We start from the raw sequence: 15,697 nt of genomic DNA on the forward strand, positions 1-15,697 counted from the left end.
TCATTCCACCCCGCGGCTAGTTAACGGCTCCACGACCTGTGGAAACCTATCGAAGACCAAGGGGCTGCTTTCCGAATAATTGCAGCCAACATCCTCAGCCAAACAATTGATGGTGTTCTGTGCATCACCGGCAATTGAGTGTATTGCCTGGAGCGCGTTACGTAAAAGGCGTGGGTTGGTATGAAATTTTGTACTTTCAGACGCGCAAATAAGCAAGTCTGAAATTAATTCGATTAAATCAAACGCTTCTTGCGAAGTTTGATCGATTTGAGTGATTGTTTGTTTGAACGTTTGGACATCAGCACCAGGTTCTGGTCGTGATGTTGATGGGGTTTGTTTTGAATTTATTGCGGACATAAAAAAAGCCCTCGATGTAACACAGGTTCTCTGGAACCTTTTTGAAAAAATCCACATGAGCCCTAAACGGTGCCCTGTGGGGTTTTTTTCAACGTGTTAAACCGATGGCTTTATGATTCTTATCCTTAAAAATCAATCAGTTATCTGGTAGCGGGGGCAGGATTTGAACCTACGACCTTCGGGTTATGAGCCCGACGAGCTACCAAGCTGCTCCACCCCGCGATTGATTTGACTTATTATACAGATCTTAAATTATTTAGCAAGCAATAAACATGCTATTTGTTAAATAATGCCAACAGATAAGTTCCTTATGTGCTTGCTGTTGCTTTTAAAATCTGATTATTAGGGTTGGCCGGCTGGCAAATCCGCTGTACTCAGATCGGTATTTAAACAGGTCGGATGACCGAAACCATTTGCACTAACACCGGTACCTCCGTTCGGATTGGTGGTAATGTCGTAAACGATATTATCAGGACGCTGTGGGTCGCCACTCACTCCCCCGACGCCGACGATGTGGTCAAGCCCCAGATTATGCCTGACTCTCCAGGCGATATTATGATCGGCACAAGATGTGTCGCCGCTTAAACCGACGCCACCGACCAGCGTTTTACCCACTGAATACAAGCCTAGGCCACCACCGAATACATTAATGCCACCAATTTTTGACCCAACCATAGGATCTTGATGAGTACCGTTTAAGCCTGGATTCCCACCGTAAGCAACGCCGGTTTCAACTGGATTGCTCTCTTGAAGTCCGAATAAACTACCACCAGGCTGTACCGCTGAATATAAATTCGCTGTCGATAACGCCAAACCATTGGGCTTGCCGGAACCAGCAGAATCTGAGGAAGAATCAAGACTGAGCGAATTGGCTGTGTTGGCTTTTTGCGCTGAGATAACGCGACTGGCCGGCCACTGTGCGCCCCGATTGGTGCCGGAAAACGCTACGGCACAAACCACGCCGTCACGATTAACTAAAGTGGCCCACATATGCAAATTAAGCCCGCTTTCCTCCGCACTCACTGCGTCGTCAAGTGCAGCTTTTAATGTGGCATGATTGGGCAAACCCCGACAGGCATGCCCCGCCCCTTTATTGTCATCTTTATCGGCGATTGCCGCACCGGTGTTGGCCAGCATCAAAAGTGAAGCAGCGAATAACCATCGTGTATTCATAAAAAGCCCTCCTAATTGTTTGTATATTTATTAGGCTTGAGGCTTAATATTTTCCGCAACGCAGCCTTCAATCAGTCCCCCAAACCGACATGGATTTTAGTCGCATGAATTATCATGGGTCAAATGAGAACAATGCCAAAAAACACTGACTGTTAAAAAATCGTTAATTCAGTTCAAACTGAAAAATCAAACCAGAGGCGCATAATCAAGGCGGCAAAGACGCCTGCCACCACGTCGTCCAACATAATGCCAAATCCACCGTGCACGTGCTTATCGAGCCATTTGATCGGCCAAGGCTTGACGATGTCGAACAAGCGGAACAACACAAAACCCGCCAATAAGCTCTGCCAGGAAAAGGTTATGCCGGTCATCGTAATCAAAAATCCGGCTACTTCATCCCAAACGATACCGCCGAAGTCATGGACTTGCAATTTTTTAGCGGCTTGATCGCAAATCCAGATACCGATGCAAACGCTGACCAGCGTTACCGTTAGATAAATCCACTCATCCGTTTGCAGCAAAGCGAGGTATAGCGGAATAGCGGCGAGCGTACCCATCGTGCCGGGCATGGTTTTGGATAAACCGGAACCGAAACCAAACGCCAGAAACAAGGTAGGGTCTTTGACGATTTGCAACGCACTCAAACGTGCGTTGCCGTAATGCTCCTTAAGAAAAATGCTCAAAACCCTTCACCTCGAATGCCTCCACAAACCCTGCCCTATTCATCCGCAAACCCGGCTCGGCCTCGATACGCCCCACACAAGTAGCCGCCGGCAATGATTGACCACGATCCGCCGGCACAGTAAAACACAATTCGTAATCGTCGCCGGCAATCAAGGGCATGCGCCAATCGCCGCTGTGCTCGATAAACTCTCTCACTGACGCGGATAGCGGTAAGTTGTCCCATTGCAAACACGCACCAACGCCGCTTTGTTCCAAAATATGCCCCAAATCGGCAGCTAGTCCGTCGGAAATATCGATACAGGCATTGGCGACGCCGCGCAGCGCCAAGCCTTCCGACACCCGCGGCTGTGGTTGGTTAAAGCAACGCAAAGCCAACTCCTGATCGGAGCAGGCATAACCTTGTTTAATTTTCAGCCCCAAACCGGCATTACCCAGTTGACCGGTGACATAAATCAGATCACCTGCCTGGGCCCCGGAACGCAATAGCGCCCTACCCTGCGGCAGCACCCCCATCGCTTGCACCGTCAAAGTCAACGGTCCGGACGTGGTGTCGCCACCAATCAAATCGACATTATGTTGGCGGGCCAGGTTGATAAAACCTCGTGAGAACGCTTGTAGCCAGGTTTCATCGACTTTGGGCAAGGTCAAAGCCAATGTCACCGCGAACGGCTCGGCGCCCATTGCCGCCAAGTCACTTAGATTAACCGCCAATAATTTATGACCCAGCAGCTCAGGATCCGCGTCAGCAAAAAAATGCACATTCTCGACCATGGTATCGGCGGTGACCGCCAATTGGTAGCCGGACGGAATGTTCATTAGCGCGCAGTCGTCGCCTATGCCCAATTGATTAAACGGATGCCGAGGGGCATGCACCGCAAAATAGCGGCGGATAAGATCGAATTCGGCGATCGCCATCAGTTTTGGATTTTCGCCTGCTTGGCGGCTATCTCGACGGCGCGCTGTTTTTGCGCGACTTTATCGAGAATACCATTCACGTATTTATGACTGCCGTCGGCGCCGAAATCCTTGGCCAGATTGACGCCTTCGTTAATGATGACTTTGTACGGGGTTTCCAAGCGGTTGATCAGCTCGTATGCGCCAATGCGCAGGATAGCGCGTTCCACCGGATCGATTTTTTCGACCGGCCTATCGACGAACTCGGCCAGCGCGGCGTCTATCACATCCAATTGTTTCGGTACGCCATGAAACAGCTCGCTGAAATAGGTTTTTTGCGCGCCTTTCAGATGCTCTTCTTCCAGAAAATAAGTTTCGATACGGATCAGGCTCTCGCCGGACATTTGCCATTGATACAGCGCCTGTACCGCGCACTTTCTGGCGTTGGTTTTTGCTTGACTCATTAAAGACCCAGGTTATTAAAGAGACTGACCATTTCTATCGCCGACAAGGCAGCTTCCGCGCCTTTGTTACCGGCTTTGGTACCGGCGCGTTCGATCGCTTGTTCGATGCTGTCCACCGTCAACACGCCAAAAGCCACCGGCACGTCATATTGCAATGCAACTTGCGCAATACCTTTCACGCATTCGCCAGCCACATATTCAAAATGCGGTGTGCCGCCGCGAATGACTGCGCCCAAAGCGATAATCGCATCGTATTTTTTGCTGGCAGCAATTCGTTGCACCACCATCGGCAACTCAAACGCGCCAGGCGCTTTTACCAGAGTGATGTCATCTTTATTCGCGCCATGGCGAACCAATGCATCGACCGCACCGCCTTCCAGTTGTTCGACGATAAAGCTGTTGAAGCGGGAAGAAACGATGCAAAATTTGCCGCCTTGCGCGGAAAAATTGCCTTCCAGAGTAGTGACTGCTGCCATGTGTTTACCTGTTGTTGAATGATTGAAATCTTTTAAAATCAAAATCAATGCGTCGCATCGATATGCTCGACCACTTCCAAATCGAAGCCGGACAAGCCTATGTATTTTTTCTGCGCACCCATCACTTTCAAACGCCGCACGCCGAGATCCGACAGAATACGGGAGCCGGCCCCAGTGGTACGCCAATCCGAATCGGCACTTAAATCCTGACTGTTTTTGACGCCATGATCCTGCATTTGATAGGTGTGAATAAGTTCTACTAAATCTTTGTTGTTTTCTTTCTGGCGGATAATCACCAACACACCGCGCCCTTCTTCGGCGATATATTTCAAGGCTTCCCGCACCGGCAGACTGCAATCGCTGCGCTTGGAAAACAATAAATCGTCGATCAAATTACGGGCGTGGACACGTACCAACACCGGTTCGTCGCCAGCGACATTGCCCATCACCAAGGCCAGATGCACATTATCGTCGTTGCAATCCTGGTAGGCATACAATCTAAAATCGCCGAATTCGGTCGGATAGACGCATTCGCTGATCCGCTCCAGGGTATTTTCGTGTTTGATGCGGTAGTGGATCAAATCGGCGATGGTACCGATTTTCAGATTGTGCTGTTCGGCAAACACTTCCAGATCGGGCCGGCGCGCCATCGAACCGTCGTCGTTCAGGATTTCGACAATCACCGCCGCCGGCTCAACACCCGCCAGCCTAGCCAGATCGCAACCGGCTTCAGTGTGACCAGCCCGATTTAACACGCCACCGGCTTGCGCCATCAATGGAAAAATATGTCCGGGCTGCACCAGATCGCTCGGCTGGGCATTTTTCGCTACCGCCGCCTGCACGGTTAAGGCGCGGTCGGCGGCGGATATACCGGTTGTCACGCCGGTAGCCGCTTCAATCGATACGGTGAAATTGGTGGTATAAGGCGTATTGTTGTCGCTGACCATCAGCGGCAAACGCAACTGCTGACAACGTTCACGGGTTAAGGTCAGACAGATCAGGCCACGGCCGTATTTGGCCATGAAATTGATGTCTTCCGGCCGGGCAAAGGCCGCCGCCATCAACAAATCGCCTTCGTTTTCCCGGTCTTCATCGTCCATGATGATGACCATTTTGCCTTGGCGCAGATCGTCGATGATTTCTTCTATGCTATTCATTTAATAAAGCCTGCGTTTTGTAATAAGGCCTCGGTGACACCGCCTTGACTATAAGCTGCGGTTTCGCCTTTCATCAAGCGCTCCAAATAACGGGCCAGCAAATCGACTTCCAGATTCACCTCGTTGCCGGCTTCGGTGCTACCCAGGGTGGTTTCTTGTAAGGTATGCGGCACGATGTTCACGGAAAAATACGCGCCGTCGACCGTGTTGACGGTGAGACTGATGCCGTTGATGCAAATCGAGCCTTTTTCGGCGATGTATTTGGCTAGCGAATCCGGCGCCTTGAATTTGAAGCGGATCGAGCGGCCATCGGCCTGCTTCTCGACCACTTTGCCGATACCATCGACATGACCGCTGACGATATGTCCGCCCAGGCGGCTGGACGGCGTCATCGCCAGCTCCAGATTAACCGGCGTACCGGTACTTGCTGTCTTTAAGGTGGTGCGCGATAAAGTCTCGTTGGAGACGTCGGCGCAAAAATAATGTTCGCCCAATTCCACGGCGGTCAGGCAAACGCCGTTCACCGCAATGCTGTCGCCCAAGGCGCATTCGCTCAACGACAGCTTGCCGGTATCGATAATTAACCGGCAATCGCCACCTTTAGGCTGGATGGTCTTGATTTTGCCGATGGCTAAAATAATCCCGGTAAACATGGTTATCACTCTATAAAAGTAAAAATGTCCGTAACGATCAGCGCTGCGCTGGCTCGGAGGATTGCTTTGGCGCTTGGGGGGGCGGGTCTTTCTTTAGCGACTTAGCCGGCTTACGATAAACATCAACGGTTTGATAGGTGCCGCTATGATAATCGTAGATTTCGATTTCGTGCTTTTCGCCAATCAATTTGCCGCCTTGAATCTGCAAGGTACTGGTTTCCGGGGTATCGTCCTCATCCGCCGTCGCCGAAGCAGGCAGCAGGCTAAATACCAATGTCATGACAATAATACTTTTCATCGTTTCAATCGGTTTTTGCTTGATAGCGTAATCTTAAATCCGGTCCAATTTGCCGGGCTTCGATCAGGCGCAGTGTTTTTTTATCCTGCATGGTCAGCATGCCCGGCAGACTAAATAGGCCGCGCCCTTGATCGCCCAACACACACGGCGCCATGTAAATCAACCATTCATCGATCAGTCCGCTATTGAGCAGCGCACCATTCAGCGTGGCGCCGGCCTCCACCCAAGCCGTGTTGATTTGTAACTCGGCCAGCAACTTAAAAACCTGTACCAAGTCTGCGCGCCCGTTCCGCGCATCGACCTGAAAGACTTTGCAGCCCACGTCGCGTAATTTCTGCTGTTTTAGCGCGTCGTCGCTACAGGTAATAATCCAGACGTCTACCGCATTGTCCAACAGTCTTGCGGTTAAGAGCATGCGTAATTGCGAATCCAGCACCACTTTGACCGGCTGCACCGCATCGAAATCGACGCGCGCATTCAATTGCGGATCATCGTACAACACTGTATCGATGCCGGTGACAATTGCGCTGCTGGCCGCCCGCAAGATCTGTACGTCTTGCCTGGCTTGGGCGGATGTAATCCATTGACTCTCGCCGGAGGCCAACGCGGTACGGCCGTCCAGGCTCATGGCCAGCTTGCTGCGTATCCACGGTAAACCCAGCTGCATACGTTTAAAAAAGCCTTGGTTTAGCTTTTCTGCTTCTTGCTGCAAGACGCCAACCAGCACCTCAATGCCTGCCTCCCGAAGTTTTTGCAAACCGCGCCCAGCCACCAGGGGATTGGGATCCTGCATCGCCACCACGACCCGGCTGATCCCGGCAGCGATCAGCGCGTCGCTGCAAGGGCCGGTTTTACCATGATGGCTGCAAGGCTCCAATGTGACATAGGCAGTGGCGCCCCGCGCGTTATCTGTTTTAGCCAGCGCATCGACTTCGGCATGGCCAAATCCGGCGCGCTGCGTCCAACCCTCGGCAATCACGTTGTCGTCTTTGACCAGCACACAACCGACATGCGGGTTGGGATCGGTTGTGTATTTGCCCTTTTCCGCCAATTTGACGGCGCGCGCCATATAGGCCGCGTCTTGACTAGGCGTCATGCTTTTGCAGATTTTCGATCATCGCGGTGAATTCGGAGACATCCTGGAAGCTGCGATACACCGAGGCGAAGCGTACGAAAGCGACATGGTCAAGTGTTTGCAATTCTTGCATCACCAGTTCGCCCAATTCGCGAGCCGGAATTTCGCGTTCGCCCTTCGCCGTCAGGGCTTTTTTGATGCGGCTAAGCGCCGCTTCGACGGCGTCCACTTGTACCGGGCGCTTTTCCAGGGCCCGCTGCATGCCGGACCGCAGCTTGGCTTCGTCGAAACTTTGCCGGGCGCCATTGCGTTTAATGATGCGCGGCAAGGTCAATTCAACCACTTCAAAGGTAGTAAACCGCTCTTTACAGGCCACGCATTCGCGGCGACGTTTGACTTGATCGCCGTCGTCGGCCAAGCGGGTATCGATCACCCGAGTATCTTGTGCAGAGCAAAACGGACAACGCATAGTAAAGAGCCAAATCGAGATTCAAAGGGCGGCCATTTTATTACAGAATGGCTTTATATTGAAATCGGCTAATAAACGGCGCGTCATTCGTTCAATATCCCTTTCGCGACCGAGCGGATATGCACGTCGCGTTGCGGAAAAGGTATCTCGATATGGTGGGCCAGCAAAGCTTCGTATATTTTTGTGTGCAGGCGATGGGTAACGACCGTTCTATCGCTGAGTTCGCGGACGAATACGTTAATTTTGAACTGTAGGGCACTATCGCCAAAGCCGACAAAGATCACCAACGGTTCCGGGTCGCTCAGCACTTGCTCTACGCTTTTTACCGCATCGGCCAGAATTTCCTCCACCATTGCCACGCTGGTGCCGTAGGCCACGCTGACCGGCACCACCACCCGGGTCACCGTATCCGACAGAGTCCAATTGATCAAGCGGTCGGTAATGAAGGTTTTATTCGGCACCACCAACTCTTTTCTATCCCAATCGACAATATGCGTCGCTCGCATTTGAATGCGGCTGACCCGGCCGGTCACATCGCCGACCGTCACCGTATCGCCAACGCGAATCGGCCGCTCGAACAACAAGATAATGCCCGACACCATATTCGCGAAGATCTCCTGCAAACCAAAGCCCAAACCCACCGACAGCGCGGCCACCAGCCATTGCACTTGCGACCAACTGCCGCCCAGCTCTTTGGCAACCGCCAGAAAGGCGATGGTTATTAAGGAATAACGCACTAACTGGATCAACGCATAACGACTGCCGGCGGTCATCGCGAACTTGCCGGCGGTTACCAAATCCACCAAGGCTGGAAAATTGCTGGCAAACACAAAGGCCAGGCCGCTGTAAACCAAGCAAATCAGCAAATTGATCAGCGTGATGGGTTGTAATGTTTCCTTACCTTCCACCATTTCACTATGCTGCCACAGCACGACCTGATCGAACACTGTCAAGGCCGGCAAAATATCGCTCCAGATCATCCAGAAACCCATCAACATGATCACCATCACTACCGTGGTCAATAACTTATGGCTTTGCTGATTGATTTTGGAAATATCCAGTAATTGCTCTTCGACCGGATAGCCCCCTTCCAAGTTGGCGCTACTCACCGCAGCTTGTTCGACCTGTTTACGTTTTTGCCGGGCGTTTTTTAAAGCCAATTGCCGTTCCGTGTTGCGCAACCAACGCAATACCAAGCCCTGGAATAATACGGTGATAAAGATCAAGCGTAGCGTTAGTAGCAGCTTTTCCTGCAACTCCAATGCGCTTTGGTAGTAGCCCGCCACCGCAAAGCCGATGATGACCAGCGGCGTCAAGACGGCGATACCGTACCAGAGGTAACGCAAACTGCTGAGCCAGCCATCGGATTGTTGATAGAAGTTTTTGCCTAAGCCGGTTATGGGTTGCGTGAGGCGATGCAACACGTAGCTCATCATCAACATCATCACGATCATTGCCGTTCTACCCAGCGCATGACTGTGTTCCGAAAACAAATCGCTACCGGTCATCGCGGTGATAAACACGCAAGGTACCAGCACGAATCGCGCCCATTTCATTTGCGCGTAAAGTAACTGGACCGCATGTTGCGGCCACTGCAACAAGTTGTCGGCGACACCGCCGGGTTTAAACAAACGAAACACGAATTGCACTATGCACAAGGACACAGCGGTGGCGGTCAGGCCTTCGGCAAAAGCATGGCTAAACAGATCGGCCCGAACGTTCAATATCAACACACCAGCCATCCAGGCCATAAGCAATGGACCCGATAAGGAGAGCAATAACAGATATAGCAAGCTGGATAAAATTTCCGCAAATTCTTGATTGACGGCTTTTTTTCCTAACAGCTCCGTCAAGCGCTGTTTGACGCCGGCACGAAAGCGCCAGTGGAATATTACGACACTCAAACCACCGAGTACCAACAGCGGGAAATGACTAATACCGTCCCAAAAACCGCTCACCACCCCCAACCAGTTCCCGGGACTCATAAACCACAGCAAGGAGGAGAAAATATCTTGCAGGAAATATTTGTCGATAACCGGGGCACTTGGCACCCAGAGCAAGCGTTGATCCAAATACGCGCTAAATTTGTCGGCTATACCCAGCATTTGCTGCAAACTAAAATCGACATCGCCCAGCACGCGGCCGTATTCGTTGTAACCATTAGCCAGTCTTGCCACCAGATCTTTCTGATCGTTCAGCAACATCCGCAGCTCGGTACGCACCCTCAGCTTTTCCGAGTCGGGTGTGTTCTCCGGCAACTGGGCAATACGCGTCAACAACAGTTGATTAATATCGACCAGGCCTTTTTTGGCTTCATCCAGCTTGAACATTTCCAAACTCGCCAGCGCAATCTGATTTTGAATCTCATCGCTCAAGGTGCTGTATTGTTTGCGTTGCGGCAAATTACGGCGCTGTTCGCGCAGTAAATTACCCAAGGCCGGACTTAAACCCGCCAGGCTGATTTTTTGCTCGGCGCTTTGAAAGTCCTTTTCCAGTTGTTTGTAGCGGACGTCGATTTCGTTTTTCTGGAGCGAGTACAGCTCCATATTTTTATTGATTTCCTGCAAACTGCGGTTGAACTGCATGTTCTCTTTCGTGGCAGCGCGAATTAACGGATGCTTGCCCTCCGCTTCTTTTTCCGCCTGCAATAACGCTGCTTGTTCTTTGTCGGTTTCCTGCTGACGCCGCTCAAGTAGGAAATTATCGAGGTCGGCAATCACCAAGCTCTGCTGCTCGCGTTGCAAGGTCAACAGATGGACACGATCTTTATTGGTTTGCAATTGCAAAGGATTGCTAAGATTTTCCAGCTCCAGCGTTTTCAACGTACTGTTTAAGAGGCGAATCCGGCTATCCAGCTGCACTTGCCTGGCTTCTTTTTGATAAAGATTATCGCCGGCTTCAGACGCCAACACTTGCTGTTCACGCTGACTGGAGGCCTGCTTACTCTTGATTTCGGAGACTTTTTCCCTGATCAATTGCGGGCGGCCGCTCAGTTCGCCCAAAGTGGCTTCGATACGGCTAATCTCCGCATCCAAATCGCTAAGCCGGGTTTTTTCGATAAGCAGCCGTTGCTCTAACTCATCCGTCGGAAAAATCGCTAGTTTCTCCGGCTTACGAGTTTTCAAATTGCTTTCAGCCTCGGCTATTTGTTTTGCCAATTGCTTAACTTCTAGCGGCAAGCTGTTTAATGCCTGCTTGAACGATTCAGCCTGTTTATCCTGGGCCTCCAATTCATTGAGGTTGTCTTCGCTCTCATGATAAGCGGCCAGAATCCGGTTTTTCTGCTCTTCAGGCAGATTTTGCTTGTCTTTGACGGTCTGAATACGTTGTTGTATGTCGGCAAGCGATAGCGATTTAATCGCCGGCTTTTGATTTGCGGCGTGGGCTAGGTTTAAACTGATCAGCAAAAACAGCAAACAAAAGGCAAAGCCGGATCTTAAAAAATTAGGTTTCATGCGTTGGCTGGATAACAAAATAAATCTAAAAAACACATTATAAGAATGGAAAACGGATTGAGCGAACTGGAAGGTGTTATTAAATATCGCCTTGATCATCAGCATAACGAGTTCGCTGCGGACATCGACATCAGCGAACTCAATGCCTGGCGTAGCCTGTTTTATCGCTTGCGGCTGATTGGGCAAATAGCCGAAAAATACGCTGGGCTGGGGTTTGGCAACATCAGTCGGCGCCTGGTTCCCGGCGGCCAAGAATTTTTGATCTCCGGCACTCAAACCGGACATTTGCCGGTTCTTGACAAACAACACTATGCGCTGATCGAAAGCGCATCGCCGGAACGTAATGCCATCAAGTCGCGCGGCTTATCGCAACCGTCCTCGGAAGCGCTCACCCATGCCAGCGTTTACCAGCAACACCCAGCGATTAACGCCGTGATACATGTGCACTGTCCGGAGTTGTGGTTGCAGACCGACCGGCTGAATCTGGCTTTTACTGCGGCAAACGTGCCCTACGGTACCCCGGAAATGGCCAATGCCGTTGCCGCGTTATTTACCTCAGGTAGACTGCAACAAACTGGATTATTCAGCATGCTCGGCCACGCAGACGGGATTGTGGGGTTTGGCGCGACCTTACCCGAAGTGTCCTGCTTATTAATCGAGCAACTCGCCAAGGCCATGGCTATTGAGCAAAACCGGCCGTGGCTTTAGAATACCTGCATTCATTAGCATTTATTAATTTTTCTCATGCCGGACATTATCATTTACACCGCTAAACTCTGCCCATATTGCACCATGGCAAAAAAACTTTTTGATCGCAAAGGCGTCGGCTATACGGAAATCAATGTGGATGCCGAACCTGGACTACGTCAGCAAATGATGGAAAAAACCAAGCGTCGCACCGTACCGCAAATCTATATCGGCGAGCGACATATAGGCGGGTTTGATGACTTGCATGAGCTGGATATGAACCACGAGTTAGATCCGTTACTAAGCGCTTAAGCGGGTCAACACTGGTTTTGACATACCTTCCTGGACATCATCTTTATTGAATGACGCCAATTGCGATAAAGCGCCGTGTATTATTTGTCTTGGATAAATGACCGGCCTAAAAATGCCCAAAATACATGAGTCAACGGCGCAAGCAGCCCATTGGGGTCTTATTTGACGATCACCAATTGCAGACCAAGGCGGGTGACCAATTCGTTGCTCTCTACCCAAACCACTTTGCCCAAAGCGCTCAATCCAAGTTCGGCAGCCAACAGCTTAACCGGAGCGTTGATCTTGATGCAGGGATGATTACCCGTTAGTTTCAAGCACATGCCCTCTACCGAGCGATTCACGCCTTCCACACTGAAACGCTCTTTGTCGATAAACAATTCGGCTTTAAACGCTTCCAGTTTGCGGTAACCGCGCCGCTTGCGCCAGAGCTTGTGGGCATTGTGCACGACATCGCGAAACTCCATGCCCATCATGATGCGATTGCGTTCGCGTTTTACCCAAACGATATCGACTTCGCCAGCCAACATCAATTCCGCAACAAATATTTCCGCTCGCCGATCTTCATTCAGCAACACTTCAAAATCCTGGATAGTGGTGAGCAGGTCACCAGGACTGACTTCGACCATCGCGCCTTTCAGCGACACGTCGTAGCAATTCAGTTGCAAGGTTTCGCCGCCAACAAATAATTGGCCTTCCGCGTTAAAGTTTTTTCGGTACTCTTTTCTATCCTGAAACATGATCGCAATCTCTCTATAACGTCGGTCAAAGATAGCTTAATTTTGGATTTGCGTTGCGCGTCGGTAGGCTTTACCTACCCGCACCATCAGCAATTCGTCAGTCCGTTAAGCAAATCGGCCTTGATGTCATCGATATTTTCCAAACCCACCGAAATTCTCACCAAGCTGTCTTTGATGCCGGCCTCGGCGCGCGCTTCCGGCGTCAGGCGGCCATGCGTAGTGGTCGCCGGATGCGTGATGGTGGTTTTAACATCGCCTAGATTCGCGGTAATCGACAGCATGCGGGTGGAATCGATCAACTGCCACGCATGATCTTTGCCGCCTTGCAATTCAAAACTGACCACTGCGCCGAAATGCGTCTGCTGGCGCTTAGCCAACTCGTGCTGGGCATGCGATTCCAATCCAGGGTAATGCACCTTGGCAACCGTCGGTTGTTGCTCCAGCCATTTGGCCAGCTCGAACGCATTATCGCAATGCGCTTTCATGCGTAAAGCAAGCGTTTCCAGTCCCCCTAAAAACACCCAGGCATTGAACGGACTCATCGTCGCACCGCCGGTACGCAGATAGGGATACACGTATTTCTCGATCAATTCTTCGTTGGCCACCACGGCGCCACCCACGCAACGCCCTTGGCCATCGATGTATTTAGTCGTGGAGTGCACCACCAAGTCCGCGCCCAAGGTCAATGGCTGCTGCAAGATCGGTGTGCAAAACACGTTATCAACCACCAACAACACCCCATGCCGATGGGCAATGTCCGCTAATACCTTAATATCAGCGATTTCAATTAACGGATTGGAAGGCGTTTCCAGAAACAGAAACCGCGTATTGGGTTTAATCGCCGCTTCCCAGGCCGCCGGCTCGGTCAGGCTGACAAAATCGGTCTCGACGCCAAACTTGCCGAAATAATTCTGGAAGGTCAACACTGTGTTACCGAACACACTGCGCGAACAGACCACATGGTCGCCGGCTTTCAGCAAAGCCATGCCCACGGCCATGATCGCCGCCATGCCCGAGGCAAACGCCAGACAACGCTCGCCCTTTTCCAAATAAGCTAAACGCTCCTGAAACGCGCTGACGGTCGGATTGGTGAAGCGCGAGTAGATATTGCCGGGTTGTTTTCCGGTAAAGCGCAGGGCCGCTTCCTCAGCCGATTTGAACACATAGCTGGAGGTAGCGAAAATCGGGATGCTATGTTCGTCTTCGTGAGTGCGCTTATGCCCGGTGCGGATGGCCAAGGTTTCCGGGGCGTAGTCTTGCCAATCAAATTCACTCATTTCGGGTCCTGTTACTTTGCAACTTGCATCTCTATGATAAAGCTGCTGCTGTTACGCAATTCCTGCGCATTGTCATTGCGCAAGGCTTCGATGCGCGCCAGATAAGCATCGTCGATATCGCCGGTAATGTAATCATGACTGAAACATGACGTATCGAAATGCTTGATGTCCGGGTTACCTCGACCGACGGCTTCAATCAAATCATCCAAGTCTTGATAGATCAGCTTGTCGGCGCCCAGAGCCTCGCAAATCTCATCCTCCGTGCGATCATGCGCAATTAGTTCATGCGCGGCCGGCATGTCGATACCGTAAACGTTGGGATAACGTACCGGTGGCGCCGCAGAGGCAAAATATACTTTATTGGCACCGGCATCGCGGGCCATCTGGATAATCTGCTCGGAAGTAGTGCCCCGCACGATGGAATCGTCCACCAGCAATACATTCTTACCGTCGAATTCCAACGAGATGGCATTCAGCTTTTGCTTCACCGACTTTTTACGCATTTTTTGCCCAGGCATGATGAAAGTCCGGCCGATATAGCGGTTTTTCATAAAGCCTTCGCGAAACTTCACACCCAGGTCATGAGCAATTTGCGAGGCGGCGGTGCGGCTGGTATCCGGGATCGGAATGACCACATCTATGTCGTGGTCAGGCCATTCCCGCTGAATTTTTTCGGCCAGTTTTCTACCCATCCGCATTCTGGCTTTGTAGACCGAAATATTGTCGATGATCGAATCCGGCCGGGCAAAGTAGACATATTCAAAAATACACGGACAGTGATCGACGACTTCCGTACACTGCTGGGTGTGTAACTGGCCGTCTGCTTCGATAAATACGGCCTCACCCGGCTCGATGTCGCGAATCAATTGAAAATCCAACACATCCAGCGCCACGCTTTCCGATGCGATCATGTAATCAGTGCCGTCATCATTTTCTCGCTTGCCAAACACAATCGGGCGAATACCATGCGGATCCCGGAAGCCCAACACGCCAAAGCCGGCGATCATGACCACGACTGCATACGCGCCACGGATACGTTTGTGCACGGCTCTAACCGCTTGAAACACATCGTCCACAGTCAGTTTAAGTTTGCCGAATTGCGCCAGTTCATGCGCGAATACATTCAACAACACTTCCGAATCAGAATCGGTATTGATATGGCGTTGGTCATCCATAAACACCTGATATTTCAATTCTTCGGTGTTGGTCAAATTGCCGTTGTGCGCCAGCGTCAGGCCGAACGGCGAGTTCACGTAAAAAGGTTGGGCTTCAGCCGAACTGGTGCAACCGGCGGTCGGATAGCGCACATGGGCAATGCCCATATTGCCTTTCAGCTTCATCATTTGCTTGCTGGAAAATACATCCCGCGCCAAACCGTTATCCTTACGCAAATGCAAACGGCTACCGTCGCACGTAACGATGCCGGCGGCGTCCTGGCCGCGATGCTGAAGTACCGTCAGGGCGTCGTACAAATCCTGATTAACACTTTGATTGGAAACAATAGCGGCAATACCACACATAGCAGACCC

General features: G+C 51.2%; 17 protein-coding genes and 1 tRNA gene. 2 read left to right on the forward strand and 16 right to left on the reverse strand.

Annotated features, from left to right (window positions below; all coding sequences use genetic code 11):
* The 13 genes from G006_RS24715 to G006_RS0102495 all read right to left on the reverse strand — a co-directional run bounded on the left by G006_RS24715 (position 1) and on the right by G006_RS0102495 (position 11,155).
* Positions 1-357 carry a hypothetical protein gene (locus G006_RS24715; protein ID WP_033193885.1) on the reverse strand — a complete coding sequence of 119 codons (357 nt, stop codon included), beginning with the start codon at positions 355-357 and terminating at the stop codon, positions 1-3.
* 145 nt (positions 358-502) lie between these two features.
* Positions 503-579: transfer RNA gene (locus tag G006_RS0102440), tRNA-Met, on the reverse strand.
* Between the two features lie 120 nt (positions 580-699).
* On the reverse strand, positions 700-1,530 hold the full coding sequence (locus G006_RS0102445; protein WP_020481568.1) for a heme-binding protein: 831 nt from the start codon (positions 1,528-1,530) through the stop codon (positions 700-702).
* A 173-nt stretch (positions 1,531-1,703) separates the two neighbouring features.
* Entirely contained in the window at positions 1,704-2,213 is a 510-nt protein-coding gene (locus G006_RS0102450) for a phosphatidylglycerophosphatase A family protein (protein ID WP_020481569.1), read from the reverse strand.
* Complete coding sequence (gene thiL / locus G006_RS0102455; protein ID WP_020481570.1) at positions 2,197-3,129, reverse strand: thiamine-phosphate kinase; 933 nt, start codon at positions 3,127-3,129, stop codon at positions 2,197-2,199. The genes G006_RS0102450 and thiL overlap by 17 nt, the downstream gene beginning before the upstream one ends.
* Positions 3,129-3,572, reverse strand: coding sequence for a transcription antitermination factor NusB (gene nusB, locus G006_RS0102460; protein WP_020481571.1), 444 nt, complete (start codon positions 3,570-3,572; stop codon positions 3,129-3,131). Before nusB ends, thiL begins: the two co-directional genes overlap by 1 nt.
* The gene (gene ribH, locus G006_RS0102465; protein ID WP_026146789.1) at positions 3,572-4,048 is read right to left on the reverse strand and encodes a 6,7-dimethyl-8-ribityllumazine synthase; all 477 of its coding nucleotides are present in this window, start codon (positions 4,046-4,048) and stop codon (positions 3,572-3,574) included. The genes nusB and ribH overlap by 1 nt, the downstream gene beginning before the upstream one ends.
* 44 nt (positions 4,049-4,092) lie before the next feature.
* Complete coding sequence (ribBA, locus tag G006_RS0102470; RefSeq protein WP_020481573.1) at positions 4,093-5,205, reverse strand: bifunctional 3,4-dihydroxy-2-butanone-4-phosphate synthase/GTP cyclohydrolase II; 1,113 nt, start codon at positions 5,203-5,205, stop codon at positions 4,093-4,095.
* Positions 5,202-5,858, reverse strand: coding sequence for a riboflavin synthase (locus G006_RS0102475; protein ID WP_020481574.1), 657 nt, complete (start codon positions 5,856-5,858; stop codon positions 5,202-5,204). The genes ribBA and G006_RS0102475 overlap by 4 nt, the downstream gene beginning before the upstream one ends.
* A gap of 37 nt (positions 5,859-5,895) precedes the next feature.
* Positions 5,896-6,156, reverse strand: coding sequence for a hypothetical protein (locus G006_RS0102480; RefSeq protein ID WP_020481575.1), 261 nt, complete (start codon positions 6,154-6,156; stop codon positions 5,896-5,898).
* A gap of 4 nt (positions 6,157-6,160) precedes the next feature.
* Entirely contained in the window at positions 6,161-7,252 is a 1,092-nt protein-coding gene (gene ribD / locus G006_RS0102485; RefSeq protein WP_020481576.1) for a bifunctional diaminohydroxyphosphoribosylaminopyrimidine deaminase/5-amino-6-(5-phosphoribosylamino)uracil reductase RibD, read from the reverse strand.
* Positions 7,242-7,700, reverse strand: coding sequence for a transcriptional regulator NrdR (nrdR, locus tag G006_RS0102490; RefSeq protein ID WP_020481577.1), 459 nt, complete (start codon positions 7,698-7,700; stop codon positions 7,242-7,244). Before nrdR ends, ribD begins: the two co-directional genes overlap by 11 nt.
* 83 nt (positions 7,701-7,783) lie before the next feature.
* Entirely contained in the window at positions 7,784-11,155 is a 3,372-nt protein-coding gene (locus tag G006_RS0102495) for a mechanosensitive ion channel domain-containing protein (RefSeq protein WP_020481578.1), read from the reverse strand.
* 57 nt (positions 11,156-11,212) lie between these two features.
* Here G006_RS0102495 and G006_RS0102500 point away from each other — a divergent pair, with 57 nt between their 5' ends.
* The gene (locus G006_RS0102500) at positions 11,213-11,863 is read left to right on the forward strand and encodes a class II aldolase/adducin family protein (RefSeq protein WP_026146790.1); all 651 of its coding nucleotides are present in this window, start codon (positions 11,213-11,215) and stop codon (positions 11,861-11,863) included.
* A gap of 36 nt (positions 11,864-11,899) precedes the next feature.
* On the forward strand, positions 11,900-12,154 hold the full coding sequence (gene grxC, locus G006_RS0102505; RefSeq protein WP_020481580.1) for a glutaredoxin 3: 255 nt from the start codon (positions 11,900-11,902) through the stop codon (positions 12,152-12,154).
* Between the two features lie 158 nt (positions 12,155-12,312).
* On the opposite strand, the gene G006_RS0102510 is transcribed toward grxC, so the two are convergent.
* The 3 genes from G006_RS0102510 to purF form a co-directional block, all read right to left on the reverse strand.
* On the reverse strand, positions 12,313-12,891 hold the full coding sequence (locus G006_RS0102510) for a PilZ domain-containing protein (protein ID WP_020481581.1): 579 nt from the start codon (positions 12,889-12,891) through the stop codon (positions 12,313-12,315).
* 86 nt (positions 12,892-12,977) lie between these two features.
* Positions 12,978-14,168, reverse strand: a complete 1,191-nt coding sequence (locus G006_RS0102515; RefSeq protein ID WP_020481582.1) for an O-succinylhomoserine sulfhydrylase — start codon at positions 14,166-14,168, stop codon at positions 12,978-12,980.
* Positions 14,169-14,179: 11 nt separating this feature from the next.
* Complete coding sequence (gene purF / locus G006_RS0102520) at positions 14,180-15,688, reverse strand: amidophosphoribosyltransferase (protein ID WP_020481583.1); 1,509 nt, start codon at positions 15,686-15,688, stop codon at positions 14,180-14,182.
* Positions 15,689-15,697: the final 9 nt, after the last annotated feature.

Source organism: Methylomonas sp. MK1 (genome assembly GCF_000365425.1).
Classification (GTDB): domain Bacteria; phylum Pseudomonadota; class Gammaproteobacteria; order Methylococcales; family Methylomonadaceae; genus Methylomonas.

What these genes read in the sequence shown, in the direction of transcription:
- G006_RS24715 (WP_033193885.1), bottom strand. Translation starts at nt 357, where the DNA reads ATGTCCGCAATAAATTCAAAACAAACCCCATCAACATCACGACCAGAA.
- G006_RS0102445 (WP_020481568.1), bottom strand. Translation starts at nt 1,530, where the DNA reads ATGAATACACGATGGTTATTCGCTGCTTCACTTTTGATGCTGGCCAAC.
- thiL (WP_020481570.1), bottom strand. Translation starts at nt 3,129, where the DNA reads ATGGCGATCGCCGAATTCGATCTTATCCGCCGCTATTTTGCGGTGCAT.
- nusB (WP_020481571.1), bottom strand. Translation starts at nt 3,572, where the DNA reads ATGAGTCAAGCAAAAACCAACGCCAGAAAGTGCGCGGTACAGGCGCTG.
- ribH (WP_026146789.1), bottom strand. Translation starts at nt 4,048, where the DNA reads ATGGCAGCAGTCACTACTCTGGAAGGCAATTTTTCCGCGCAAGGCGGC.
- ribBA (WP_020481573.1), bottom strand. Translation starts at nt 5,205, where the DNA reads ATGAATAGCATAGAAGAAATCATCGACGATCTGCGCCAAGGCAAAATG.
- G006_RS0102475 (WP_020481574.1), bottom strand. Translation starts at nt 5,858, where the DNA reads ATGTTTACCGGGATTATTTTAGCCATCGGCAAAATCAAGACCATCCAG.
- G006_RS0102480 (WP_020481575.1), bottom strand. Translation starts at nt 6,156, where the DNA reads ATGAAAAGTATTATTGTCATGACATTGGTATTTAGCCTGCTGCCTGCT.
- ribD (WP_020481576.1), bottom strand. Translation starts at nt 7,252, where the DNA reads ATGACGCCTAGTCAAGACGCGGCCTATATGGCGCGCGCCGTCAAATTG.
- nrdR (WP_020481577.1), bottom strand. Translation starts at nt 7,700, where the DNA reads ATGCGTTGTCCGTTTTGCTCTGCACAAGATACTCGGGTGATCGATACC.
- G006_RS0102495 (WP_020481578.1), bottom strand. Translation starts at nt 11,155, where the DNA reads ATGAAACCTAATTTTTTAAGATCCGGCTTTGCCTTTTGTTTGCTGTTT.
- grxC (WP_020481580.1), top strand. Translation starts at nt 11,900, where the DNA reads ATGCCGGACATTATCATTTACACCGCTAAACTCTGCCCATATTGCACC.
- G006_RS0102510 (WP_020481581.1), bottom strand. Translation starts at nt 12,891, where the DNA reads ATGTTTCAGGATAGAAAAGAGTACCGAAAAAACTTTAACGCGGAAGGC.
- G006_RS0102515 (WP_020481582.1), bottom strand. Translation starts at nt 14,168, where the DNA reads ATGAGTGAATTTGATTGGCAAGACTACGCCCCGGAAACCTTGGCCATC.
- purF (WP_020481583.1), bottom strand. Translation starts at nt 15,688, where the DNA reads ATGTGTGGTATTGCCGCTATTGTTTCCAATCAAAGTGTTAATCAGGAT.